The sequence below is a fragment of the Candidatus Tisiphia endosymbiont of Myopa tessellatipennis genome, from assembly GCF_964031105.1.
Classification (GTDB): Bacteria; Pseudomonadota; Alphaproteobacteria; order Rickettsiales; family Rickettsiaceae; genus Tisiphia.
Genome location: NZ_OZ035005.1, coordinates 1,413,230 through 1,438,037 on the forward strand (window position 1 = coordinate 1,413,230; position 24,808 = coordinate 1,438,037).

At 31.9% G+C, this 24,808-nt stretch carries 24 protein-coding genes; 8 read left to right on the forward strand and 16 right to left on the reverse strand.

Going from position 1 to position 24,808, the window contains the following annotated elements:
* Positions 1-158: 158 nt before the first annotated feature.
* The gene (locus tag AAHN03_RS07125) at positions 159-2,000 is read left to right on the forward strand and encodes an AAA family ATPase (protein ID WP_342278618.1); all 1,842 of its coding nucleotides are present in this window, start codon (positions 159-161) and stop codon (positions 1,998-2,000) included.
* A 600-nt stretch (positions 2,001-2,600) separates the two neighbouring features.
* On the opposite strand, the gene uvrA is transcribed toward AAHN03_RS07125, so the two are convergent.
* Positions 2,601-5,468: an excinuclease ABC subunit UvrA gene (uvrA, locus tag AAHN03_RS07130; RefSeq protein ID WP_342278619.1), complete on the reverse strand. Its 2,868-nt coding sequence runs from the start codon at positions 5,466-5,468 to the stop codon at positions 2,601-2,603.
* A gap of 101 nt (positions 5,469-5,569) precedes the next feature.
* On the opposite strand from uvrA, the gene ssb reads away from it, so the two are divergent.
* From ssb to AAHN03_RS07150, 4 genes are all read left to right on the forward strand, one after another.
* Positions 5,570-6,019 carry a single-stranded DNA-binding protein gene (ssb, locus tag AAHN03_RS07135; protein WP_341761173.1) on the forward strand — a complete coding sequence of 150 codons (450 nt, stop codon included), beginning with the start codon at positions 5,570-5,572 and terminating at the stop codon, positions 6,017-6,019.
* Complete coding sequence (locus AAHN03_RS07140; RefSeq protein WP_342278620.1) at positions 6,000-6,848, forward strand: alpha/beta hydrolase; 849 nt, start codon at positions 6,000-6,002, stop codon at positions 6,846-6,848. The genes ssb and AAHN03_RS07140 overlap by 20 nt, the downstream gene beginning before the upstream one ends.
* 305 nt (positions 6,849-7,153) lie before the next feature.
* Positions 7,154-7,852, forward strand: coding sequence for a 7-cyano-7-deazaguanine synthase QueC (gene queC, locus AAHN03_RS07145; protein WP_342278621.1), 699 nt, complete (start codon positions 7,154-7,156; stop codon positions 7,850-7,852).
* Complete coding sequence (locus AAHN03_RS07150; RefSeq protein WP_342278622.1) at positions 7,845-8,399, forward strand: GNAT family protein; 555 nt, start codon at positions 7,845-7,847, stop codon at positions 8,397-8,399. The genes queC and AAHN03_RS07150 overlap by 8 nt, the downstream gene beginning before the upstream one ends.
* 251 nt (positions 8,400-8,650) lie before the next feature.
* Here AAHN03_RS07150 and AAHN03_RS07155 read toward each other — a convergent pair whose 3' ends face one another.
* From AAHN03_RS07155 to AAHN03_RS07165, 3 genes are read right to left on the reverse strand one after another with little or no spacing between them, the layout of a single operon-like run.
* A complete protein-coding gene (locus AAHN03_RS07155; protein WP_341761177.1) occupies positions 8,651-9,412 on the reverse strand; it encodes a 3'(2'),5'-bisphosphate nucleotidase CysQ in 762 nt (253 codons plus the stop codon).
* A 10-nt stretch (positions 9,413-9,422) separates the two neighbouring features.
* Entirely contained in the window at positions 9,423-10,256 is an 834-nt protein-coding gene (locus AAHN03_RS07160; protein WP_342278623.1) for a DUF2608 domain-containing protein, read from the reverse strand.
* Complete coding sequence (locus tag AAHN03_RS07165; protein WP_342278624.1) at positions 10,240-11,136, reverse strand: DUF2608 domain-containing protein; 897 nt, start codon at positions 11,134-11,136, stop codon at positions 10,240-10,242. Before AAHN03_RS07165 ends, AAHN03_RS07160 begins: the two co-directional genes overlap by 17 nt.
* 753 nt (positions 11,137-11,889) lie before the next feature.
* Here AAHN03_RS07165 and dcm point away from each other — a divergent pair.
* On the forward strand, positions 11,890-12,891 hold the full coding sequence (dcm, locus tag AAHN03_RS07175; RefSeq protein ID WP_341762319.1) for a DNA (cytosine-5-)-methyltransferase: 1,002 nt from the start codon (positions 11,890-11,892) through the stop codon (positions 12,889-12,891).
* Between the two features lie 3 nt (positions 12,892-12,894).
* A complete protein-coding gene (locus AAHN03_RS07180) occupies positions 12,895-14,214 on the forward strand; it encodes a type II restriction endonuclease (protein WP_342278625.1) in 1,320 nt (439 codons plus the stop codon).
* 107 nt (positions 14,215-14,321) lie between these two features.
* On the opposite strand, the gene AAHN03_RS07185 is transcribed toward AAHN03_RS07180, so the two are convergent.
* Both AAHN03_RS07185 and AAHN03_RS07190 read right to left on the reverse strand, forming a co-directional pair.
* Entirely contained in the window at positions 14,322-15,122 is an 801-nt protein-coding gene (locus AAHN03_RS07185; protein ID WP_342278626.1) for a DNA polymerase III subunit delta', read from the reverse strand.
* Positions 15,123-15,315: 193 nt separating this feature from the next.
* The gene (locus AAHN03_RS07190; protein ID WP_341761183.1) at positions 15,316-15,591 is read right to left on the reverse strand and encodes an HU family DNA-binding protein; all 276 of its coding nucleotides are present in this window, start codon (positions 15,589-15,591) and stop codon (positions 15,316-15,318) included.
* Between the two features lie 445 nt (positions 15,592-16,036).
* Between AAHN03_RS07190 and AAHN03_RS07195 the strand changes: the two genes are divergently transcribed.
* On the forward strand, positions 16,037-16,552 hold the full coding sequence (locus AAHN03_RS07195; protein ID WP_341761184.1) for a hypothetical protein: 516 nt from the start codon (positions 16,037-16,039) through the stop codon (positions 16,550-16,552).
* On the opposite strand, the gene ruvC is transcribed toward AAHN03_RS07195, so the two are convergent.
* The 10 genes from ruvC to AAHN03_RS07245 all read right to left on the reverse strand — a co-directional run bounded on the left by ruvC (position 16,547) and on the right by AAHN03_RS07245 (position 24,793).
* Positions 16,547-17,032: a crossover junction endodeoxyribonuclease RuvC gene (ruvC, locus tag AAHN03_RS07200; RefSeq protein ID WP_341762323.1), complete on the reverse strand. Its 486-nt coding sequence runs from the start codon at positions 17,030-17,032 to the stop codon at positions 16,547-16,549. The two genes, AAHN03_RS07195 and ruvC, sit on opposite strands and share 6 nt — an antisense overlap.
* A 78-nt stretch (positions 17,033-17,110) precedes the next feature.
* Complete coding sequence (locus tag AAHN03_RS07205) at positions 17,111-17,434, reverse strand: HNH endonuclease (RefSeq protein WP_342278627.1); 324 nt, start codon at positions 17,432-17,434, stop codon at positions 17,111-17,113.
* A gap of 113 nt (positions 17,435-17,547) precedes the next feature.
* Positions 17,548-18,102, reverse strand: coding sequence for a hypothetical protein (locus tag AAHN03_RS07210; RefSeq protein ID WP_342278628.1), 555 nt, complete (start codon positions 18,100-18,102; stop codon positions 17,548-17,550).
* Entirely contained in the window at positions 18,092-18,589 is a 498-nt protein-coding gene (locus tag AAHN03_RS07215) for a DNA cytosine methyltransferase (protein ID WP_342278629.1), read from the reverse strand. The genes AAHN03_RS07210 and AAHN03_RS07215 overlap by 11 nt, the downstream gene beginning before the upstream one ends.
* A 47-nt stretch (positions 18,590-18,636) precedes the next feature.
* Positions 18,637-19,149, reverse strand: coding sequence for a DNA (cytosine-5-)-methyltransferase (locus tag AAHN03_RS07220; protein ID WP_342278630.1), 513 nt, complete (start codon positions 19,147-19,149; stop codon positions 18,637-18,639).
* Positions 19,150-19,225: 76 nt separating this feature from the next.
* The gene (locus AAHN03_RS07225) at positions 19,226-22,258 is read right to left on the reverse strand and encodes an efflux RND transporter permease subunit (protein ID WP_342278631.1); all 3,033 of its coding nucleotides are present in this window, start codon (positions 22,256-22,258) and stop codon (positions 19,226-19,228) included.
* Positions 22,259-22,272: 14 nt separating this feature from the next.
* Positions 22,273-22,932, reverse strand: coding sequence for an amino acid ABC transporter permease (locus AAHN03_RS07230; protein WP_341762325.1), 660 nt, complete (start codon positions 22,930-22,932; stop codon positions 22,273-22,275).
* A 49-nt stretch (positions 22,933-22,981) separates the two neighbouring features.
* Positions 22,982-23,380, reverse strand: coding sequence for a hypothetical protein (locus AAHN03_RS07235; protein WP_341761188.1), 399 nt, complete (start codon positions 23,378-23,380; stop codon positions 22,982-22,984).
* A 226-nt stretch (positions 23,381-23,606) separates the two neighbouring features.
* Entirely contained in the window at positions 23,607-24,440 is an 834-nt protein-coding gene (gene queF, locus AAHN03_RS07240; RefSeq protein WP_410521365.1) for an NADPH-dependent 7-cyano-7-deazaguanine reductase QueF, read from the reverse strand.
* Positions 24,437-24,793, reverse strand: a complete 357-nt coding sequence (locus AAHN03_RS07245) for a hypothetical protein (protein WP_342278633.1) — start codon at positions 24,791-24,793, stop codon at positions 24,437-24,439. Before AAHN03_RS07245 ends, queF begins: the two co-directional genes overlap by 4 nt.
* Between the last annotated feature and the right edge of the window lie 15 nt (positions 24,794-24,808).

Here is a 24,808-nt window from a genome sequence, read left to right on the forward strand (position 1 = left end):
CCAAAAAGATTGAACAAGCTGCAGAAACTAGCGGAGAGGAAAAGAAAAAATTGCTATAGCTAAAAATTTACTTAAAAAAATATGACATCTGAGCATATAGCTCTGATTACTAGTTGAAATATTAAAGAAATCAACAAGCTACTAAAATATCAAGTAATATGATTAACAAACTTTCTGATATCAAGACAAATCTCAAGAACATTAATATTATTGAGAGTAGCAAGACCCCTAGAATGAGGGTAGGTACTGATGACTTTAAAACATTATTGTTAAATAGCGATGTATTTATTGACAAAAGTCTAATGATCAAAGAATTCCTAGAAGATAGTGGAGATGTTATCTTAATCACTCGACCAAGACGTTGGGGTAAAAGCCTTAATATGGATATGCTCAAGAAGTTTTTTGAAATAGAAGTGGATCAAGACGGCAAGCCTTTACCACTAGAACAAAAGATAAATAACAAATTATTCCTTGGAGGTACAGTAGATTTAGGTTTTGATGAAACTAAAGAGTTAAAGTCCTTAAAAATTGCAGACATAGCAAGTAGCATGAAACGCCAAGGGCAATATCCAGTTATTTCTATAAGTTTTAAGGATGTTAAGGGTAGCAGTTACCAAGACATTGAGAACGGGATAAGAAATCAAGTTATTAAGTTATTTGTAAAACATCGTTATTTAAAACATTATATAGCAAAAAATAAGAATTTACTGGATGAGGTACAAAAGGAACAACTAAAACGATATTTTACAGGAAAATTTGATAAAGACGATCTTAAAGATAGTTTAGGCTTCTTAAGCGAACTATTGTTTAAACATTTTAACCAAAAAGTCTACATACTAATTGATGAATATGACACTCCTATCAATAGTTCCTATATTAAATTTGGTGATAAATCAAAAGAGTTTGAACAAGTACTTGAATTATTTCGAGGGATGTTTGGCAGCAGCCTAAAAGGTAATAGTTGTGTAGAAAAAGGAGTAATAACTGGCATATTAAGGATTGCTAAGGCTAATTTATTCTCAGATTTGAATAATGTTACTGAATATACATTACTTGATGATGATTTTTCTAAGTTTTATGGCTTTACCCAAGCAGAAGTTGATGATTTATTGACTAAAGTACCTACAAAAACGGGTCACGAAGAGATTAAAGACTGGTATAATGGTTACACCTTTGGTGGCGAGATAATTTATAATCCGTGGTCAATAATGCAATGTTTAGCACACAAAGGTAAGCTCGATCATTATTGGCTTGATAGTGGGGGGACAGGTTTGATAGATAAAGTATTATTATCAGATGAAATGCAAGAAGATTTACAGAGCTTAGCTGCCGGGAGAAGTATTATCTCACCTATTACCAAACAAATAAGTTTTGCTGATATCAATGAACCAGTAGGTTTACTTAGTTTATTATTGTTCAGCGGTTATTTAAACCCTACTGCCAAAATACCGGAAAAAAATGTTTATGAGCTATCTATCCCTAATTATGAAGTAAAATATATCTATGAAACAAGAGTACTACAATGGGTAACAAACCAACTAAAAATCGATAGTTCTAGATATTATTCGTTTGTTAGCTTGTTAACAGCAGGTAAAGTAGAAGAATTTAAAGAACGGTTACAAGAATTGTTGGTAAATTCTACCAGTTTTTACCAAACAGGGGAGAAAAAGGCAGAATTATTTTATAGTGGCTTTATGCTAGGGCTTGTTAACATGTTAGCCCCTAGTTACATAATAGCAAGCGAACAAGAGTCAGGTCGTGGTAGAGCTGATATTATCATGATCCCCAAAGCTGGTAGAGAAGATAAAGCAATTATTATTGAGTATAAGATTGCTAAAAATGCAGAAGATTTGCTTTCAGTAGCCAAAATGGGCTTAAAGCAAATTATAGATAAACAATATGACACTAAGATAAGAGAACACAAACATGTCAAAAAGATCATTAAAATCTCTATGACCTTTTGTGGCAAAAAAGTAGTACTAGAATACCAAATTGATTAAGAAAAATATTACATACATAAATTCTTTACCCCTATGATTAAAATTTACTCTTTAGTTAGGTTATTTGGGGCTAACTATAAAAGTCCTGTTAAGGCTAGAGCTTTGTTATAATTAGGCTTTAAAGGGATTTGCAAAAATTCTAACCTAAACTGGTAAAAAGTTCGCAACGTATACCATGTGGCATCCTGCTGTAAAATTGCCCCCATGAGAATTGAAAATTAAAACTCTAAAAGCTTATATCTTAACTAGGTTTTAGTATGACTAGGTTAGGGCTTTAGTCACATTACAATTTTTTTTCAAAAGGGGTCAAATCTACACTTTAAAATTATTCAGGCAAGATACTCCCAAAGATTAATTAAATTGATACATCTATACAAATGTACGATAAGGATGCTGGTTTATCACATTCTTACTTCGGTTTGGGTTCTAAAATCATCCACTACGCCCCACCATTCTTCGATTTTAGTGCATTTTACGAACGCATTAAAACTGGCTAGAATATCAGAAAAATGTATTCTTGAAGCGGCTGGCACGAATGCATTTTAATCTATTATCGCTAATAATCTTAGCTAATGAAAATGGCAGCTCATCGCAGCTACCTTAACACTGGTCTAGATAATGCTTTAAATATTGTCCAGTATAACTCTCACTACAAGCAGCGATATCCTTTGGAGTGCCGGTAGCTACTATTCTACCGCCTTTATCTCCACCTTCAGGTCCAACATCTATAATATAATCCGCTGTTTTGATAACATCTAGGTTATGCTCAATAACTATAACAGTATTACCCATATCAACTAACTTATGCAGCACTTTAAGCAATTTATTAATATCATCTATGTGCAACCCTGTTGTTGGTTCATCAAGTATATATAAAGTTTTACCGGTTGAGCGTTTTGATAACTCTTTAGCTAACTTTATTCTTTGTGCTTCGCCTCCAGACAAAGTGGTAGCAGATTGTCCAATTTTTATATAACCAAGTCCTACCTCATTTAAAGTAACAAGTTTTTCGTAAATTAGTGGTACTTTAGCAAAGAAACTCATTGCATCCTCAACTGTCATCCTAAGAACGTCAGCTATAGATTTATCCTTATATTTAACTTCAAGGGTTTCTCTATTATATCTGTCTCCATTACAAACATCACATTTTACATAAATATCAGGTAAAAAATGCATTTCTATTTTAATCAGACCATCACCTTGACATAATTCACATCTTCCACCTTTAACATTGAATGAAAACCTACCAACTTTATAACCCCGTGCTTTTGCAGTTGGTAGTTCAGCAAACCAGTCTCTAATATGGGTAAACGCACCAGTATAAGTTGCTGGATTTGATCTTGGTGTGCGACCTATTGGTGATTGGTTTATATCAATAACCTTATCAATATATTCAAGACCTTTAATTGACTTATATTCTCCTGGAAAATTTTTTGAAGAGGGTTCTAAAAATTTTAAAGCGGCTTTATATAAAGTATGAATTATTAAACTTGATTTACCGCTACCTGATACCCCCGTTATTGCTGTAAAACTGCTCAGAGGAATTGTAATATTAACATCCTGTAAATTATTAGAAATAGCCCCAGTTAATGCTATTACCTTACCCGCAGGTGATACTCTAGTATTTGTTGGCACTTCAATAGATTGTTTACCGCTTAAATAGCTACCCGTTATACTATTGGGACATTGTTTAATTTCCTCAATAGTTCCTTGTGCTATTATATGCCCACCGTGAATACCGGCGCCTGGTCCGACATCTATAATGTGATCCGATTCGTACATTGTCTCTTCATCATGCTCAACAACAAGCACTGTATTACCAAGGTCTCGAAGACTCTTGAGAGTTTCTATTAATCTAGCATTATCACGTTGATGTAAACCAATTGAGGGTTCATCAAGTACATACAACACACCACTAAGCCCTGAACCAATTTGTGATGCCAAGCGAATACGCTGACTTTCTCCACCAGACAGAGTTCCTGATTCTCTAGACAAAGCAAGATAATCAAGACCAACATTCATAAGAAATTGTAATCTTTCCTTAATTTCCTTTAATATGCGTTCGGCGATAGTCATTTGTCTTTTATTGAGCTGTTTGTCTAATTGATTAAACCATTTCTGTAGTTGCAAAATACTCATGGTAGATACTTGTCCAATATGCATATCAGCGATTTTAATACAAAGAGACTCCATTTTTAGTCTATAACCTTCACAAGATGTGCATTTGTACTCTGCTTTGTATTTTAATAATTCTTCTTTTACTAAAGAAGAATCAGCCTTACGCTCCTTTTCTTGTAAGCTAGGTATTATTCCAGCAAAAGGTTGCTGTACCACCTGAGATTTAGAACCATCATGATACTGAAATTTTATAACATCGTCACCTGATCCATGGAATAATACTTGCTGTACAGTATTTGGTAGTTCTATAAAAGGAGTGTCTAATGAGAACTCGTAATGACTTGCTAAAGCTTTTAATGTTTCTAAAAAAAACTTTGAGGATATTTTCCCCCAAGGTGCTATAGCTCCATCTTTAATACTAATTCTGCTATTTGGAACAATTAATTCTTTATCAAGACACAATTCTGTGCCGATACCCTCACATTTAGGACAAGCACCAAATGGGCTATTAAAGGAAAAAATTCTTGGTTCTATTTCAGTAATTTGAAAACCAGAAACTGGACAAGAATATTTTTCTGAGAAAATGATTTTCGAGCCTTTAGTAAGGTTGGTTTCTAATCCGTTTGGTAGGTCAACAATTTCAACATATACTATACCATCTGCTAACTTAAGAGAGATTTCTAAACTATCTGCAAGCCTGTTACCTAAATCATCTTCTAGAGAAATCCTATCAACAATTACTTCAATATTATGTTTTTTATTCTTATCAAATTTTGGAAGATTATCGATCTCATAAATTTCATTGTTAATGAATAATCGCCCAAAACCCTGTTTTTTAAGATCAAGCATTTCACGTCTGAATTCACCTTTTTGTCCTCTGATAATTGGAGCTAATATGTATAATTTAGTACCCTTAGGAAAATTATGAATGGCATCTATCATCTCTGATATGGTCTGATTCTTGATTGGTAGACCTGTTGCTGGAGAGTAAGGTACTCCTACCCTTGCATATAATAATCTTAAATAATCATAAATTTCAGTTATAGTCCCCACTGTAGAACGAGGATTTTTAGATGTGGTTTTTTGATCAATAGCTATTGCAGGTGACAAACCAGAGACCGATTCAACATTAGGCTTATCCTGAAGGTGTAAGAATTGCCTAGCATATGAAGATAAACTTTCAACATATCTACGTTGTCCTTCTGCATAAATAGTATCAAAAGCTAGTGAAGATTTTCCAGAACCACTAAGCCCTGTAATTACTACAAACTTATTTCTTGGAATATCAACATTTACATTTTTTAAATTATGCTCCTTAGCACCACGAACTTTAATATATTCTTGTATCATAATTTGTTATAAATTTTTAAGGAACTTATCAAAAAACTTGTAGCATTATAGGTTGTTTTGAATTACTATTGCAATAGTAATTTTTAAATAGGTAATGATCTGTGGCTGGTAGTTTAAATAAGGCAGTATTAATAGGTAATTTAGGGCGTGATCCAGAAATTAGGCACACGGCTGATGGTAAAGAGATAGCAAATTTCAGTATCGCTACTTCTGAAACTTGGAAAGACCGTGTTACTGGAGAGAAGAAAGAAAAAACCGAATGGCATAGAATAGTAGTATTTAACGAAGGTTTGGTGTCTGTTGTAAAGAATTATGCCAAGAAAGGCACTAAAGTTTATTTAGAAGGTAATTTACAAACTAGAAAATGGGTAGATAACCTTGGTCAAGAAAAATATACAACAGAAATAGTACTACAAAATTTTAACTCACAATTTATATTATTAGATTCTAAAGGTAGTGGGACTAACTCCCTAGATTCTATTGTACCAAAAAGCACAGTTGGTAACAGTAACTTTGACCATAGTGATCTAGATGATGAGATACCTTTTTAAAATTGTTCTACTTTCTATATCCCTGTTATTTTCTGCGTGTGTTTCATCTATAGATACTAGGATTAAGGAGGCAGATAAGGTAGCCTCAATAAACAACTTTGAGAAAAAACTAGTTAAGGCTGGCGATTTTGTTATTACAACTTACCAACGTGTTTCAGATAAAGATAGCCCTTACGTATTTTATATTGAAGGTGATGGTAGCATTAGTATAGGGCGTTACGCAGTTTCTAGCAATCCAACCCCTTCCAAGGTTATGTTGCTTAAGCTTGCAGCTCTTGATACTAGACCTAATATAGTTTATATAGCTCGTCCGTGCCAATATACGCCAGTAGAACTTAACCCCAATTGCAGTCAAATCTATTGGACAGACAAAAGACTTGCCAAGGAGGTTATAGAATCAACAAATATAGTAATAAATAGTATAAGTAATGGTAAACCAGCTAGTTTGGTTGGTTTTTCCGGAGGTGGTGGAGTTGCTGTCTTGGTTGCAGCAAGAAATAAGCATATTAAAGATATAATAACTATAGCTGGTAATCTTGATATTGAGAATTTCAGTAAACATCATGGGATATATGCGTTAAAGGAGTCATTAAATCCCATAGATTATGCCATAAAAATTAGCAATATTCCGCAATTACATCTTTCGGGAGCTAAGGATGCAATAGTACCAAGTAAAATTATGCAGGGCTATATAAAAGCTAGTTCTTCAGATTGTATACAGCAAAAGATTTTCCCTAATATTACTCATACCAAAGGTTGGGATAAGGTGTGGCAGGATGTGCTAAAAATTAATCTTACCTGTGGTATAACAAACCCCAATTCGGGATAATAATTAACTAATTCTTATCCCGAATTAGCTTTAATATAAGGAAAAATGCATTCTTAAAGCGGTTTTGCGAATGCATTTTAAACCTTTCTAAAGCTAAAAACATGATTTTAATCTTTTAAAATCATGTTTTTAGCAAAATGGATTGCCACGCTCACGTACGTTCGCTCGCTAATAGACATATACGACTATAAAACGTCATTGCGAGGAGACCATAGGTCGACGAAGCAATCTATAATTTCACCGAATTTGGGATAAGAATTGACAAATTCTTATATCGAATTAATGGTTAATCATGGGAGATTTTTATGCAGAAGGCAGTAGCTTTAGTTAGTGGCGGTGCAGATTCAGCCACAGTACTAGCAATGATAGAAAAAATGAATTACGAAATTCATGCCATAAGTTTTAACTATTCTCAACATAATAATATTGAACTTGAGAAAGTTAAAGAGTTAGTTAAGAACTATAATATCAAACAACATAAAATTGTAAATATTGATTTACGTAGCTTTGGCGGATCAGCTCTTACTGATGATACCATAGAAGTACCAAAATATAAAGATCATAGTGATTTAGGGGATAATATACCAATCACTTATGTACCAGCACGTAATACTATATTTTTAAGTTATGCTTTGGGATTTAGTGAAATAATAGGAGCCTTTGATATTTTTATGGGGGTACACGCAACTGATTATGCTAATTACCCAGATTGCCGTCCAGAGTACCTAGACGCTTTTGAAAAGCTTGCTAATCTTGCAACTGCGGTAGGAGTATTGGGTACACGAATTACCATTCATGCTCCTTTAATAAATATGACAAAAGGGCAAATTATCAAAACCGGTCTAGAATTAGGAGTAGATTACTCCAAAACAATTTCTTGTTATGACCCATTTAATGGGTTATCTTGTGGGACATGTCATTCCTGCTTACTTAGACTTAGGGCCTTTGAAGAAAATAATACAATTGACCCAATTAATTATAAAATCGCTTCTACACATGCTTAATCATTCTATATCTATATATCACCAATTTCCTATGTTAGACCTAGACAACATAGTGCTGAGAGAATTAACTAGTGATGATTCAGAAGACTATTTTGGTTATATGAGTAAATTAGAGATGCGTCCTTTCTTGACAGATAACAACATTCCATCAACTATCCCACAAGCTGCTGATGAACTAAAATATTGGTCTAGCTTATTTCATCACCAAAGAGGATTTTACTGGGGTATTTCCCTTAAAGATAATAATAAACTTATAGGTACGGCTGGGTTTAATACTGTTTCTACAATGCACCTCAAAGCAGAAATAAGCTACGATCTTGATCCTGCATTTTGGGGTAAAGGAATTATGCTAAAATCTATCAAAGCTATTTTAAGATTTATAGAATATGCTGGTATTGTTCGAACCCAAGCTACTGTAATAAATGACAATATACGTTCAATTAATGCTTTAGAACGATGTAATTTTGTCAAAGAGGGTTTGCTTAAGAAATATGAAATTGTTCAAGGAGTACATAGGGATTATTATATTTACGCTAGAGTGCTTTAGGTTTCTGTAAAAATTTTCAACCTAAAACAAATCAGTTTGATGTAAGACATTGGTTTAATAGCCTATGGTGTCGTCCTTGCAGGCGTTATGTCATTCCTGCGTAGGGAGGAATCTAGAAAAATGACCAAGATAGCTTGTGTTGAGTTATTTTAGACCCCTGCCTACGTAGGGGTAACATCACCCCTAATGGCGATGATTACTTGAGTCTACTATTAACTTATTATATCAATACTTGAGGTTATAAATCAATATCAAAACGAAGTAAAGATAGGGAAATATCGACTATAAGCATAGAAATGAGGATTTTGGAAGTTCTTCTTTTGATAAACTAATTCATTTCCATCTATATCCACAATATTTCCACCACTAGCTTTAATTAACGCATGTCCCGCTGCAATATCCCATTCCATAGTTGGACCAAACTTGGGATAAATATCCGCCTTCCCTTCTGCTACTAAACATAATTTAATTGAACTTGGTATAGTAACTATTTCAGTAATTAGATGTTTCTTTAGGAATTTCTTGATATCTGAATTTGACGAACGTGAGCTAACAACAGCCCTATAATGAGTTTTAGGTAGGGCATCAAAGCTTGTTTCTACGCCATTTTGTTCAATTCTTAAAGCATTATTAGCATCTGTATAATGTAATTTTTGCACGGATGGTTGATAGATAAAACCAATAATAGGCATACCATTTTTTATCAATGCAATATTTACTGTATACGTATCCTCACCTTTGATATAACTTTTTGTACCATCAATCGGATCAATCAACCAAAATTGATTGCTATTCAAAGCAATTATATCTCTTTCTTCACAAACTACAGGAATATTAGGTGCTAGGTCCTTTAAACCATCATATATAAAGCTACTAATTTCCTTATCAGCATTTGTCACGGGAGAATTATCATCTTTATAAGAAACTATTAACCCTAAATCTCTTCTAATTAGAGCAATCCCACCAGCTTCAGTAATTAAACTTTTTAAAGACTTAATTAAATTAAGCATCATTTATTATTCATTATTTGCTATTTGTTATAAATTGTTTAGCCTCATCATCTTCTAACCACTTTCCTGTTTTTAATAATATTTCCTGTTGAAATTTCACTATATCCTCCTGTGGAGTACCTTGTAATTCTGTAACGGCTAAATATTCTACCCCATAACAATCTAGATCAATTGTTCTTAAAAAATTATCTATGTTATCTAATTCACTTTTTTTATTCTCAAAGAGAATAATGTTATTAGGTAAAATATTTGTGATACTCATAAACTCACGTAGTGCCTGAGCTTTATTTAGATAGTCGGTAAATATTATACCCTTATGAAAAATTGGTGACCTTTTATCAGTTTCATCGAATTTTAATATTTCTTTATTATTAACTTTATCAGTAAATTTAATACCGAGTCTACTTAGCTTCTCATATTGCCATTCCTCATAATTTTTAATTAGTCTACATGCTGGGTTAATTTTAGTAAACCCAAAAACCAAAGCCCCTGAACTTTTCAGTTTCTCGATAAATTTTGGCCAACTAGCTTCTACTAACATAACTTGTCTTTGCAATAGCAACTTAGCAATTATCTCATTCATATTAGAATGATATTTTGCCAAACTTGCCAGCTCTTCAACAAACCCTCTATAAGGATTAGCATAACGAAACATCTTAGACTTAGGCGTAACTATTGTATCATCAATATTGATTAGCACTAAGCTAGATGCATCAATTTTTTCAAGTAAATTTTTTACCGTAACAGAATCTATAGAATAAGTGGGAATAATTATTGCATAACTTGTATATGGTAACATGATAAAAATTAACAATAATTTTAATAAAAAGTTATTTTTTATTATCATATGGATTTACACTCTCTTGATTCTTAACTTTGATTTTGTCATTGCTTCTCTTTACTGCATTTACCTTATTAACCAATTCATTAAGTGATTTTTTTAAATCACGAGAATTGAACATTGATTCTTTTTGGTCAGATAATTTATAATTATAGCCAATAAACATCACATTATCGTCATAATTTCTTAGTTGACTTTCCATTGCAGTCAACTCACTGGAATTCCCATCGACCATTATTAAAACTTTTGGCATAAACTTCACTTCTATTAAAAAATTTAATATCAACTGAAATGAGGCATTATTATTACTACTCAATATACCCTGATAAAATGTTGGATAAGTATTATCAAAAGGCTTCATATTATTAAAAATAAGATAATTATGTTGTGGGAAACTATTGGACAAATCAATATTAAATTTCTTTAAATACTCAGCTTCCCATATTTCTAGTTTCTTTATATTGTTAAAGTTACCAGTTAAACCATGATCACTCACAATTACTGGACTACCTTTATCCATTATATTTTTTATAAAATTAGGCAAATTGACATCTAATAACTCATTTTTGTATTCTGTAAGCAGTATTGTATCAAAATAAGTATCCTTTGAGGGTTTAACTGATTTGAATATTTCCTGTAGCTTAGATAATTCATTTTTATTCAATTGGATAATTGGGGGGAAGAATGATTTGAATATAACTTTTTCTCTACCCAAAACCATTAAGATATCTTTAGGGGAATAATTATTGCATAATTCTTCATAGTCCTTATTTATTTGGTCTAAACTATTAGTATCAACAATCTTGCTATTTGCTATTAAAGGTAATAGTAATATTATGTAAGAGATGAGTTTATATGTTTTAAATGTAATTCTTCTAATTAGCATAGAAATTGCTCTTATTTTTTGTTTATAACAAAAGTAGTTGTCCTACATCTTTTATGTCATACGCAGGTCATCTAACTCAATGTCATTCCCGCGTAGGTAGAGGAATCCATATTATCTAACGACCTTTGCAGGTTATTTTTTGGATTGTATCTTGAATATTAGCTCTTTATGGAGTTAATATGGTCAGGAAGGAGTGACACCGTTTAAATTAGATAGGTCTTTAAAGACCGAAGGGATATTGATGCCCTCCTCCCTTGAATCACAAAATATGATATACTCTTCTACTTTGAAGAATTGGTTTCGCAAATACTTGCGGGGTATTCGCGTACTCACGTACTTCATGTACGCCTAGTCCGCTCACCCCTTGTTTGTTGTCCCCATTCTCCAAATCATTTGAGTATACGAACGGTAGCAGAATCCTTTAGAGATCGAATTTATAATCATGTATCAAAACTTTGCAAAACAACCACTAATTATAGGTAAAGCAAATGACTGAAAAAAGCAAGATATTTATGGGAATAGATGTTTCAAAAAATACGCTTGATATATCTATGAATAATAGATATCTTTGGCAAACTTGCTTATGCTGAGGAATTTAAAGAAACCACAAAACCTCGACCCGCAGCGGACTATGATGTACGTGAGAAGCAGAGTACCGGTAGCACGAATAAATTACCAGCAGAAGTAGAATTTCGAAAGATATCTATTGAATATATTTGTAATATTGTGGTTAATTGCATTATAATGAGGTTTATGTATAATAACTTTACTTTTATTGACTTATTCGCTGGAATTGGTGGTGTAAGAAGATCATTTGAGTCTGTTGGTGGTAACTGCGTTTACACTAGCGAGATTGATACATCGGCATTAAAAACATATAGAGCTAATTTTAGCTGTGATCATAAAATTGATGGTGATATAACACAAGTACACGAACAAAATGTACCCCCTCACGATATTTTATGTGCAGGATTCCCGTGTCAACCATTTAGTATAGCTGGGGTTTCAAAGCGTTGCTCTTTAGGAATTCCACACGGGTTTTTATGCAATACTCAGGGAACTCTCTTCTTTGATGTTACAAGAATTATCAGCTACCATAAACCAAAAATCGTCTTTTTAGAGAATGTAAAAAATTTATTATCACACGATAAAGGTAAGACATTTGCAATTATTAAAAAAACACTCAGAGATTTAGGTTATACTGTTTCTGAAAGGGTTATTGATGCACGATATTACGTACCACAGCACAGGGAAAGGCTTTTTATAGTAGCAAATAGGATAGATGCAAAAATAAATTTACATAAAATAGATTTGCCCAATACAAAACATATAATTAAAACAATATTTCATTGCCAAAATAATTCAAATAAAGATGACATTACTAATGGCTATGTCGAAAAAAATGGTAAAATTAATAAGAAATATACCCTTACGGACAAACTGTGGCAATATCTACAAGATTACGCAAAGAAACACCGTGCAAAGGGCAATGGTTTTGGTTTTAGTCTTTGCATGGATGATGACATTAGCAGAACTCTGTCAGCAAGATATTATAAAGATGGGGCTGAAATATTAATACATCAAGAAAACTCAAATCCTAGAAGATTAACTCCTAGGGAATGTGCAAGATTGATGGGGTTTCCGGATGATTTTAAAATTGTTGTTAGTGACACGCAAGCATACAAACAGTTTGGTAATTCTGTGGTAATTCCAGTTGTTAGGGAAGTTGCAGAATATATAACAAAATTTCTATAATTCATGAGAACTAACGTGCTATATTTTGGATTATTATCAGACTATTTTGAAATAGTAGCATTTAAAACATTAAGTAAAGTTGATACGATACTCGGTTCTAATCAACATGAATTTAATGGTGACCATGCATTAAAAGAACTGTTTCGTTTGTGCAATAATAATACACTCGAAAAGAAGCGAATATACTCTACTTTTATTTACTTAAACGAAGATGAATCACAAAATATCTTGCAAGATGCTTTCCTGACTTGGTACGATGCTAGAGCAAAGAGTCATGATAAAACTGGGAGGAGTGAGTATCGACTATATTACCAAACAAATGATGCTACAAAACGAATGAAGAAAGGTGATTTCTTGGCTATTGCAAGAAAAAATGATGTATTTCATGTAATTATAGCACAGCATAACAGCACTGCAGAAAAACAAATTATGTGGCTCTTTGGAGTTGAAAAAATAGAAGATAATAATAAATTTCAGATTAAGAAAATTCAAAATACAAATAATAAAGTTACCTTTGCATCACGATTTATTTTGGATATTTTAGGCATAAAAGTCCAAGAATTGAATGAAAATTACTTAGAGATAATGCAGAAAAGATTTGACAATAAAATACCAAGTACGAGTGAACTTTCGCAATTCACACTAGAGTTAATGCAAAAAGAAATTGACCCAATTGAAGAGCCGGATGTTGCAATTGTGAGATTATTTGAAAAGGAAGAGGTTCTATACAAAACTCTTGAGAGGATCAAGATAGTTCATAAATTACAAAATGGCTTTATTGAAAATAACAATGTTGATGTTGACAGCTTCTTACAATTTTCATTATCTATACAAAATGCAAGAAAATCTCGTGCTGGTAAAGCTCTTGAGAATCATTTATCTTTTATTTTTAATGCAAACAAGGTGATGTATACACACAGCGGAATAACAGAAAATAAGTCAAAACCAGATTTTATTTTTCCAAATATTGCCAAATATCATGATATACATTTTGCAGATACTGGTTTATCAATGCTGGCAAGTAAAACAACTTGTAAAGATAGATGGAGGCAAATCTTGTCTGAAGCAAAACGAATCAAGAAGAAGCATTTATTTACTTTAGAGCCAAGTATTTCAGAAAATCAAACTCAAGAAATGAAGTCAAATGATTTAACGTTAGTTTTACCGAATGAAATAAAGGCAACTTATACGATAAATCAACAACAAGATATTATAAATTTAAAAGATTTCCTACTACTTGTTAAAACAAGACAAAATAAATATATTAATCTCAAGTATCGATGTAATAAATTAATAGTAGGCTCAAGTAATCATCGCCATTAAGGGTGATGTCAACCCCTTAACTGTTGAAAGTTAAAAAATCGCCTATTAGCGAAATGCCGTTAGGTGCTGTGGCAATCTTCATGATAGTCAAGACCTCCTTCACAAAATTACCATAACTCTTCTATTAATGCTATAGTATTAGCCCTTAGATCTAGGTCATAATCTATGGTGTTATTTATTATTCGCTTGATATTTGCAAATTTTGTTATCAAATAATCAGGGGAATTAGAACGCAATTGATTAAATATTTTATTCTCTAATTCATTGAATTCAATATTGATATTGAGAGATTTTTTAGTAATTCTATTAACTAAATATAGCATGCTACAAGCAAAATCTCCCCATAATTCCTTGTTTTTACTGGTAAACTCTTCGATAAGATATAACCTCACTTTAGGATTTGCATAGTTAGCAATATACGTCGTAATTTTAACATATATATCACTTCCCACTAAGCGATTTTGTGATTTTATGTTAATTTTAGCACATCTAGATCTTATAGTACTTATTATTCCAACACCCCTTGAGGTAATCAAGAAAATAAAACTATCCTTTGGCGTATCTTCTAAAAGTTTAAGACAGGAATTTGCTGCATTGAGATTCATTAGATCTGCTTGATAAATAACAGCTACTCTATATTTAGAGATTGATGATGTTCTATAAAAAAATTGCTGTAAATCTCTAATTTGGTCAATAGATATGTCTTTGACACTGCTAGTCACAGAATTATCCCTAGCTACTAACCGATAATCCGGATGATTTGTTAATTGAATTTTATCTACAATCAAACTGCTTTCTATAAATATAAGCAAATCTTCTAAAGCTTTTGCGGTATCATCAACATCAATCAGCCAACTATTATAAAGCCTAGCCTGTTTGAATCTACATTCAAGATATTCTTTGATCATTCTACTAATGGCATAATAAAAAATAGGTTTCTAGGCTTTGCCAACATACGCAAACTCGGGATAAGAATTAACTAACTCTTATCCCTAACATGGGTCAGAAATGCCAACGTAAGTAATGATACTTGTATGGCAAAAGCAATGTCAACCCCTACGTAGGCAGGGATGACACTAGTTTTGTTGTATTGAACTCAGGTTACTTATTATTACAGGCTTCCTTCATTTTCTTACCGGCTCTAAAGACTGGTTGTTTATAGGCAGCAATATGCATTTTCTCACCAGTTTTTGGATTACGACCTTCACGTGCAGCTCTACTTTGTATATGGAAAGAACCAAACCCCACTAGGTTAACGTCCTCACCACGACTAAGTGCTTTAAGTACACTATCTACAACCCAAGTAAGGGCTTTTTCTGCATCACTTTTTGAATGACCTGCTTCAGCCATTAATGCTACTAATTCTCCTTTATTCATATGATCAACTCTCCAAATAAATTGTTAACATTTCAGACATTAATGTATTTAGTATACTCAAATGATTTAGAGAATGGGATTTAAAAATGAAGAACAAGCGGGGCGTACATAAGGTACGTTGTTACGTTTGTCCTTGATATTTTAAAAAACAATTCTTCAAAGCATTCGAGTATATACTAACATACCAGCAAGATTTGTTATATCTCGTTGGCTAGATTATAGCAAACACTAAATTGACTGCAACTGAGACTTCTTTAGAACTTTTGAATATATTATTTTATAATCTAATTTCAATAAAATTGTATCTATTTTACATCAAGTTAGTTTCTTATCCTGTAGTTAGGAGGATAGTATATTATTTTTGCTTAAATGAAATAATTAATTGAAAATCATGATAATTTATATATTATAACTTTCTTATTTAATATATAAAAAGGTAACTTTTATGATCACTAGACTATTCTACATATTATTTATTTCAATTTTTAGTTTAAATACTAGTGCTAATCCAGCTCCATTGGGTTTTGAATTAAATAAAGCAAGTATAGCAGATGTAGAGCAAGTATATCAGATTACCAAAAAAGAGAGGAATCATTGGGATGGATATAATTATTATGTTAATGTTAGAGATGTCAAATTAGAAGGGCTGACTGAGTTATTAGTAATATGTAATGATGATAATATTATCCAAGCAATCATCTTAATGATAAATAACGATAAATTTACAGAGTTTTATGAGTTACTTTCAGAAAAATACAAACTCACCCATAGCCAAAACCCTAATTTAGGTAATAAGGAGATTAGATTTGCCGATGGTAGTTGTACTATTATATTAGATGCTCCATTCCTTAGCTTTAGTATGAGTCTTATATACATAACAGATGAGTTTCTAACAAAATTTAAAGGTAAGCAAAAAGAAGAAGAAAAAGTGAAAAAAGCAAAAGGTAAAGAATTGCTATAATTCAATTATGGGAGTTTTTGAAGTATAAGCCCAACAAACATAAGCCACTGCAAGGGCATCTGCTTCATCAAAGTTACTGATTGCAATTGCTCCTGGTAGTAAAAGTTTAATCATTTGCAGAACCTGATTTTTTTCAGCATGACCATAACCCACTACAGATTTTTTGATAACATTAGGTTTAAATTCTTGAAAAGCAATATCATATCCTCCTATAAGTGACATGACTGCTCCTCTAGCATATCCCAATTTTAAAGATGAAACATTATTTATATTAACAAATGTCTCCTCCATAGCAACAATAGCAGGTTTATATTGTACTATTATCTTTTGCAAGGACGAGCTAATGAAAGCTAACCTTTTATGCATTGCTTCGCTTGATTTAGTCTTTATGACCCCACTATCTAAATATTTCAGAGGCTTGGTATCAATTACCCCCCATCCCATACCAGCTAAAGATGGGTCAATTCCTAGTATAATCAAAATTATTCCCCCACTAATAGATTTTTGTAAAAAATTACTTCAGAAGAATGAAGTTTTACATCTTTTATTATCTATTCATTAACCTTTTTTAAAAATACATTGTCTGTGATATTCTAAATAATCTGAACGTCTTTCATGCAACGATAAATCATATTGCTTATTTGGAATTAATCCCAATCTTTTTGTATTCAACGGTGATAAATAAGGTGAAACAAAAATTGTACCTTCATTTGAAAAAGTTATAAACCCTTGGTCAAATAACCTATCATAAGTTGGTGTTAAAAGTAATCCATTGTATTTATCAATGCGTTCTCTGTCATTTTCGCAAACCGCCCAAGGTTTTATATGGCTTGCAATCAGCATTCTCTCATCATTTACTCTTGTTATTAAACATTCACCCATTTCATCAATAACGCTAGTACGATATTTACCTTGTCCTTTTCTTGCGTAAATGATTTCTTTCTTCTTATCTTGTCCTAGTGTTTTATCTTCTTCAATTTCCTTTTCTTTTTCTGCTATAATTGCACTATGATGCCTTGGATCATAAAAATTAAATATGGTCTAAAATAAAAAACCTCTTTATTATCAATATTTTTCAGTTTTAAGATTGATATATAAGTAATTTCAGGTAAAACAATTTTTCTAAATTCTTTATAAAATATGTCTCCATGCATTGAAGTGATGTAATATCTTGAATCTCCACCGGCCGGCGATTCAGTAAATTCAAAAAACAATACCTCCTCTTTTTCTTCAAGCATTTTGTTATTTTCAAGCCAGTAATCAGTTATATTCTCACGATAAACTTGTTCTTTATTCTCATATTCAAATTTTGCGTCTTGCAAATACTCTAACAAATCTCTTTTTAATAAAAATCCCGTCATTGAGATTTTTTTAAAAAACGATTGTTTTTCTATGCTTTTTCTTGAACCAATGTATAATTTTGCTTCTCCATTACCTCTTGAATAATCAAGTTTATTTCGTCTATGCACAAAACAATCAGGTATTACAATACTATCAAATGTATTAATATTAATGTATTTCTGCCCCAATAATGTTAGTTCATTTTCCATAAATAGACTTAAGTAAATTTACTAATACATCAACAACAATGCTATTACCAGTTTGTTTATATGCTTGCGTATCGCTAACAACAATTTTGAATTCATCAGAAAAACCCATTAATCTTAAACATTCTCTAGGGGTTAGTTTTCGTAATTTATCGCCTCGTGTAATGTAATTATCAACTCCTGCCCTATGCATTTTTGCCATTGTTGATAAAAGAGGTCTTGCAATTGATAAATCTATTGCAGGTTTTGAATAAAAATCCCTTGTTCCACTTGATAAAACGTAGTTTTTTACTTTCTCAGAAAGATAATATTTATCCATCACAAAATCCCCGTGCCAATTAAATTGTTGATTGGCTTTTTGACATAATGCAATTTTACCGTCAATTTGTGTATATTTCTTACTTAAGTTCTTGTTATCTGAAACAAATTTAATACCCTTTTCAGGTAAAAAATATTTTACCTCAGGGTTATCAACCAATAAATTTTGCATTGTTATCTCAAGGGGGATTGGTTTTGGGAATTCAAAACTTTGTTCTTCTAAAAAACCACAATAACAAATAGTCTTTCTCTATTTTGTGGTATGCCATAATCTCTTGAATTCAAAACTTGTTTATAATATGTATAACCTAGTCCTTTTATGGTTTCTTCAATTGTTTCCCAAGTCTTACCACTATTATGAGATAATAGACCTTTTACATTCTCAAAAATAAAAATCTTGGGCTTTATTTCGTCAACTAATCTTGCAAACTCAAAGAACAAATTTCCTCTATCATCCTCAAGACCTTTCCTTTTTCCAACCATTGAAAAAGATTGGCAAGGACTTCCCCCTACAAATAAATCTATTTTATTTTTATATTTATTGCCATCGAGTACTTTTATGTCATTGTACCATTGATTTTCGTTGATTTTATAATTAGCAAAATATGTTTGTTTGCAATATTTATCAATATCACAAGCAAAAACAATATGGTGGTCTATTTGCAATCTTTGCAATGCGTGTTCTATTGCACCAATTCCACTAAATACGGTTGCTATGTTAATTTTCTTCATGTAATCAAACTTAAATATGTGTTAGGTTTATCTATGTCTGCAAACCATTTTGTATACCTAAGATATTTCACTTAAATCACCCTTTTTTAAAACTTTGATATAAAACTGGAATAACGAATATAGTGAAAAGAGTTCCTATACTCATTCCACCAACTATTACTAAACCAATAGAATTTTGTGCGGCTGCTCCCGCTCCAGAACTAATCACTAATGACATTGCCCCAAAAATAGTTGCTAGAGTAGTCATTAGAATAGGTCTAAGTCTTAAGCTAGAGGCCCTAGTTACAGCTTCTCTAACAGTTAGTCCTTGGTCTCTTAAGTTATTAGCAAATTCTACTATCATAATAGAATTTTTTGTTATCAAACCAATTAAAGTGATCAAACCAATATTACTATACATATTAAGCGTATTACCACATATTAAGAGCATTAATACCCCTCCAGTAATTGAGAATGGTACAGCAATAAGTATTAATATAGGATCAGTAAAACTTTCAAATTGAGCCGAAAGCACTAAATAAATAAACAACAAAGCAAATAAGAAAGTAACAATAAGATTACTTTGTGATTCTGTCATTCTTTTAATCTCTCCAATATATTCTAATGTAGTTGTGCTACTATCCAATAATTCATCAGCTATAGTATTTATCGAATTTATGGCATCGGTAATTTTTTGCTTTGGAGCTAAACCTGACGAAATCGTTACAGATCTAGAATTATTATAGTGGTTATAAGACTCAATAGACACTTTCTCAACCATATTAGCAACTACACTTAATGGCAGCAAATTATTAGTTGGTTTATTGGTTGGTATCAGTATCTTACTAAAATGATCGGTACTATTACGGTATTTTAGGTTATATTGCATAGTTATATCATAGAGATTATTGCCCATTCTGAAATCACCAATTTTTCTTCCTGCCAGCAAATATTGCAATGTTATTCCTATATTTTCTAAACTCACACCAAGCAGATAAGCTTTATCTCGGTTAACAATTACGTCAATTGTCGGCATAGAAGAATTTAAATCACTACCCACATTGATAAAAACTGAGTCTTTCTTCATTCTATTAACAAATTTCTGTGATATTTGATCTAACTCATCATATTCAAGTGAGGTCTGTAAAGTAAATTCGACAGCATTCCTAGCATCACCACTAACCAACGAACGTGGATTTTGAGCAAAAATCGACATTCCCGCTATTTGTTGAAATTGCTTATTAAGCATATTTTTTATAGCTTCTTGTGACATTGACCTTTCCTTCCAATCTTTAAGAGGTACGAAAGCAAAAGCACTGTTACTACCTCCAGAGCCAATTATTGTCAAATAACCTGCTATATCTTTATGAGGACTAAGTATTTTCTCAGCTTCTGCTACTATTTTTTCTGATTGTTTAATACTAGAACCTTGAGGACCAGAGAAGAAAACTTCTAAGAAACCATCATCTTCCTGAGGAATAAAAACTTTTTTGACAAAAATAAAACTAACAACTAGTACAACTAAAGATAGTGCAATAATAAGTGAGAATTTCTTTTTATGATCAAGAGCAAGATCTAAATAGTACAAATACTTGCTTTGTACTAATTTAATGAACTGATCAAATTTAACTAAAAACCTTAAAGGAGGTTGAACATTTTTGTTAATCATTCGACTTGCCATCATTGGCGTTAAAGTAATCGCCACAAAACCGGAAAATAAAACGCAGAATGCTAAGGTCCAAGCAAATTCAATGAATAACTTACCAATAAATCCATCTATAAAACCTATTGGTAAGAATACTGAAACAAGTGTTATAGTCATCGCTACAATGGCAAAACCAATTTCCTTAGATGCAAGAAAGGCAGCTTCTATAGGAGAATGCCCCATTTCATTGTACCTAAAAATGTTTTCTAACATTACTATTGCATCATCTACTACCAAACCAATAGCTAATATCATTGCTAAAAGGGTAAATATATTGATAGAAAATCCTAAATAATACATAACAATAAACGTACCAATTAATGATATCGGAACAGTTACAAATGGTATGAGGGTGATTTTTACTGATGCCAAGAACAGGTATATTACTACCATAACCAAAACTAGTGCTTCCATGATAGTGAAGAATACTGATCTGATTGAAGCCCTAACTGGAATTGATGAATCATGGGCTATATCAATTGTTATACCCTTAGGTAGATTTTTTTTTATTTTATCTAGTAAATATCTAACCTCTTTGGATAAATCAAGTATGTTTGCCTTCGATTGTTTTATAAGACCAAGTGCTATCGAACTTTTGCCATTATATCTAAAAATTACCTCAGTATCTGGAGGGGCTAAATATATTTTAGCAATATCTCGTAACTTTAATATATTAGCATCTTTCACTTTTAGTATAATTTTTTCAAACTCTTCCGGTTTACTTAAAGAGCCATCTAATCTTACAGTAAAATCACGTGCAGCTGTTTTAATAGTTCCTGCTGGATAATAGATATTTTGTTTTTTTACAGCACTCTCAATTTCTAACACTGACATTTTATGCTGATATAATTTTACCGGGTCTGGTTCTATACGCATAGAGTAATCTTTCGCACCATATATCTCAACCTGACCTATTGTTTCAAGTTTTTCTAAAATGGTTTTTACGCTATCTTGAACAATTTGGGTTAATTGTAAATCATCATATACATCACTACTGATACTTAAATACAAACTAGGGAAATTATCTGCATCCATCTTAGCAACATAAGGCATACTCATACCTTGGGGAAATATATAACTTATATCAGAGATTTTAGACCGAACATCGTTTAAGGCTGTTTCTATATCAACCGATGATAGAAATCTTAAAACTATATGACTGCTACTTGTAGTACTTTGTGAAGTGATAGTATCAAGGTTCTTGACAGTTTTTAGTGCTTTTTCAATACGAGTTGTTATCTCTTTCTCCATATAAAGAGCATCTGCCCCAGGGTAATTTGCATATACTGTTATTACAGGAAAAGAAATATCGGGAATACCCCTAATTTGTAGTTTAGTAAAAAATACCGCCCCTAAAATAACAACCACTAGACTCAACACTGTTGCAAATACCGGACGTTTTATACATATTTCACTTAAGTACATATTATCAATAAATCCTACTCAGCTCCAATTACTAGTCTTTTCTCAATAATTTTAGCTAATTTACTGATAATTATTACCATAACATAGTAACAAAGTCCTGCTATTAACATAGGGGTAAAATAAGTATAACTTTCAAGCGATACTAATTGAGCTCTACGCATTAAATCCATTTCACCGATCATTGATATAATCGATGATTCTTTGATTAAATTAATAAGCTCATTAACCAGTGAAGGTAAGATATTTCTTATGGCCTGGGGCAAGATAATATCTTTCATCATTAATCTCTCGGGTATAGCTAATGCTTTAGCTGCCTCAATCTGTCCTTTATCAACACTATTAATTCCAGCTCTAATTATTTCCGAAACATATGCCCCGGAGTTTAATGAGAAAGCTATGCTACCAGCAACGAAGACACCAAGCTTAATGCCAATTACACTAGGTAAACCAAAATAAATTATGCTAAGTTGTATAAGTAACGGAGTACCACGAAAAATAGATGTATAGAAATTAGCAAACAGTCTTAACGCACAACTTTTACTTACCTTACAAATTGCTAGTAAGATACCAATAATCAACCCTAATAACACTGAAACTATACTGTATTTCAGTGTTACTACCATCCCTTGCATAATAAAATATATAGAAGAAAAATCAAGTAATTGCTCAAACATCTAACACTCTTAAATAACCTCAATTTTGGAATTGTGCCAAACTTACTACCTATTCAAATTTTCGTATATTACGAGCAACCTCAATGGAAGAATTCATCATATTAGTACAATATATTTCAAACATTTTCCGCTGTAACAAAGCTAAATCTAGTAACCCATTACATTTCAACAAATCTTTAGTAAGTACAACATTATCCTGCATTCCTTTACTCATCGATGATAAGAGTTGACTAAATATATCTTCGGTTATTCTAATACGATTATTAACAACTGCTAAGTTTTTAGAAATTGCAGAATTTACTATATCAGTATACTCTTTTGATAATCTCGATAATTGACTAACCAAATTGTCTATTGTTTCAGATTTCATTTCAGAACTATCTGAATTGTCCTTTAATTGAACACCCGGAGGTAGTTTTTTATTCGAGTTTAACTTATTTTTGCCCATATTTTCTCCAATATTTTCTCCACTTTAACTCGATAATCAAGCTTTTCCTTAACCGTCATTGCAAGCGAACGTATGTGAGCGTGGCAATCCATGAAGCTTGTCATATGGATTGCTTCGTCGACCTACGGTCTCCTCGCTAATAGACGTATTTTTTAATAATTCTAAAAAACTTGATTATCGAGTTTAATATAAATATACTCTAAATTGATACTACCACTAAGCATTATTATTGACGAATATGTCTTATATTACTAAGTTTTGTAACCTCTAGGTTGCAATTGGAGCGTATAGGGTTAATATCTATGCCACCACGTCTTGTATATCTCGCATAAACAGTTAATTGATCGGGAGTACAAAACTTATTAATATCACAAAAAATACGCTCAACGCATTGTTCATGAAACTCATTATGATTACGAAATGATACAAAATATTTTAATAAAGAACTATGGTCAATTTTTTTGCCTCTGTAACTAATTTGTACCGATGCCCAATCTGGCTGGTTAGTAACTAAACAATTCGATTTTAGCAAGTTAGAATATAGTACTTCATTTACTACTTGCGTATCGTCTTCAGATAATTTTAGCAAATTTTGACTAGTCTCAAAACTAGTAATTGTCACCTCCAGCCTATCCAAATTTATGCCTGAAAAGGACTGCAGCTTTGTTCCCTCATATGATTCTAAATCTTTTATAGAAACAGTTACAGGTGCTTGAAATATCAAACTTAAGTCCTGGACAATTAATTCCTTTACTTGCTCTCTATTATCAAACTTAGTATTATTAAAAGAATTTAAATAAAGCTTTAGTGATTTTGATTCTATAATATTAGGCGACTCACAACTTACCATGAACTCCAATATTTTTACTTCAGGTTTACCACTTGGGCTTAGCCAAGAAACTTCATAACAATTCCAAATGTCAAATCCATTAAACGGCAAAGAACCTACTATCTGTAAACTATCTCTAGCAAATTTACGACTGATTGGGTATAGTAAACTATTGTCATACAAATCTGCATATTTAGTTTGCTTTCCAAGTACGGTTTCAATAAACATTATTTTATCCAGTAAGTCATATAGTTTGGATGTCCTGTATCATTCAACAAATATTTGAGACCTATAGCGATTCTTAATATAAACCAAACAAACAAGCATGCGTATAACACCGGACCAATTAGTATTATAGTGGTTATCATAGATATTATAATACCAATAAATCCTATGCAAAAAGTACGTAATATAAAAGTGTAATGGCTAGCTAAAAGTCTATCTTTAATATCCTTATTAATATATGCAAAAACTGCTCCAATAATAGGTAATAATGGTGCAACTACTCCGCACAGAAATAATATATAAATTACTATAAGGTTTGTTTTCCCTGCATTTATGTATTTCTTAATCTCCTTATCCATGTTCATCTCTTTAAA

Bases quoted from the DNA above. Each gene is read 5' to 3' on its own strand.
- AAHN03_RS07245 (WP_342278633.1), bottom strand. From the start codon at position 24,793: ATGGATAAGGAGATTAAGAAATACATAAATGCAGGGAAAACAAACCTT.
- AAHN03_RS07185 (WP_342278626.1), bottom strand. From the start codon at position 15,122: ATGATCAAAGAATATCTTGAATGTAGATTCAAACAGGCTAGGCTTTAT.
- AAHN03_RS07165 (WP_342278624.1), bottom strand. From the start codon at position 11,136: ATGCTAATTAGAAGAATTACATTTAAAACATATAAACTCATCTCTTAC.
- AAHN03_RS07205 (WP_342278627.1), bottom strand. From the start codon at position 17,434: ATGGGTGAATGTTTAATAACAAGAGTAAATGATGAGAGAATGCTGATT.
- dcm (WP_341762319.1), top strand. From the start codon at position 11,890: ATGTATAATAACTTTACTTTTATTGACTTATTCGCTGGAATTGGTGGT.
- AAHN03_RS07210 (WP_342278628.1), bottom strand. From the start codon at position 18,102: ATGGAAAATGAACTAACATTATTGGGGCAGAAATACATTAATATTAAT.
- AAHN03_RS07230 (WP_341762325.1), bottom strand. From the start codon at position 22,932: ATGTTTGAGCAATTACTTGATTTTTCTTCTATATATTTTATTATGCAA.
- AAHN03_RS07140 (WP_342278620.1), top strand. From the start codon at position 6,000: ATGATGAGATACCTTTTTAAAATTGTTCTACTTTCTATATCCCTGTTA.
- AAHN03_RS07125 (WP_342278618.1), top strand. From the start codon at position 159: ATGATTAACAAACTTTCTGATATCAAGACAAATCTCAAGAACATTAAT.
- AAHN03_RS07215 (WP_342278629.1), bottom strand. From the start codon at position 18,589: ATGCAAAATTTATTGGTTGATAACCCTGAGGTAAAATATTTTTTACCT.
- AAHN03_RS07225 (WP_342278631.1), bottom strand. From the start codon at position 22,258: ATGTACTTAAGTGAAATATGTATAAAACGTCCGGTATTTGCAACAGTG.
- AAHN03_RS07220 (WP_342278630.1), bottom strand. From the start codon at position 19,149: ATGAAGAAAATTAACATAGCAACCGTATTTAGTGGAATTGGTGCAATA.
- AAHN03_RS07190 (WP_341761183.1), bottom strand. From the start codon at position 15,591: ATGAATAAAGGAGAATTAGTAGCATTAATGGCTGAAGCAGGTCATTCA.
- AAHN03_RS07235 (WP_341761188.1), bottom strand. From the start codon at position 23,380: ATGGGCAAAAATAAGTTAAACTCGAATAAAAAACTACCTCCGGGTGTT.
- AAHN03_RS07180 (WP_342278625.1), top strand. From the start codon at position 12,895: ATGAGAACTAACGTGCTATATTTTGGATTATTATCAGACTATTTTGAA.
- AAHN03_RS07195 (WP_341761184.1), top strand. From the start codon at position 16,037: ATGATCACTAGACTATTCTACATATTATTTATTTCAATTTTTAGTTTA.
- queC (WP_342278621.1), top strand. From the start codon at position 7,154: ATGCAGAAGGCAGTAGCTTTAGTTAGTGGCGGTGCAGATTCAGCCACA.
- uvrA (WP_342278619.1), bottom strand. From the start codon at position 5,468: ATGATACAAGAATATATTAAAGTTCGTGGTGCTAAGGAGCATAATTTA.
- AAHN03_RS07150 (WP_342278622.1), top strand. From the start codon at position 7,845: ATGCTTAATCATTCTATATCTATATATCACCAATTTCCTATGTTAGAC.
- AAHN03_RS07155 (WP_341761177.1), bottom strand. From the start codon at position 9,412: ATGATGCTTAATTTAATTAAGTCTTTAAAAAGTTTAATTACTGAAGCT.
- AAHN03_RS07160 (WP_342278623.1), bottom strand. From the start codon at position 10,256: ATGATAATAAAAAATAACTTTTTATTAAAATTATTGTTAATTTTTATC.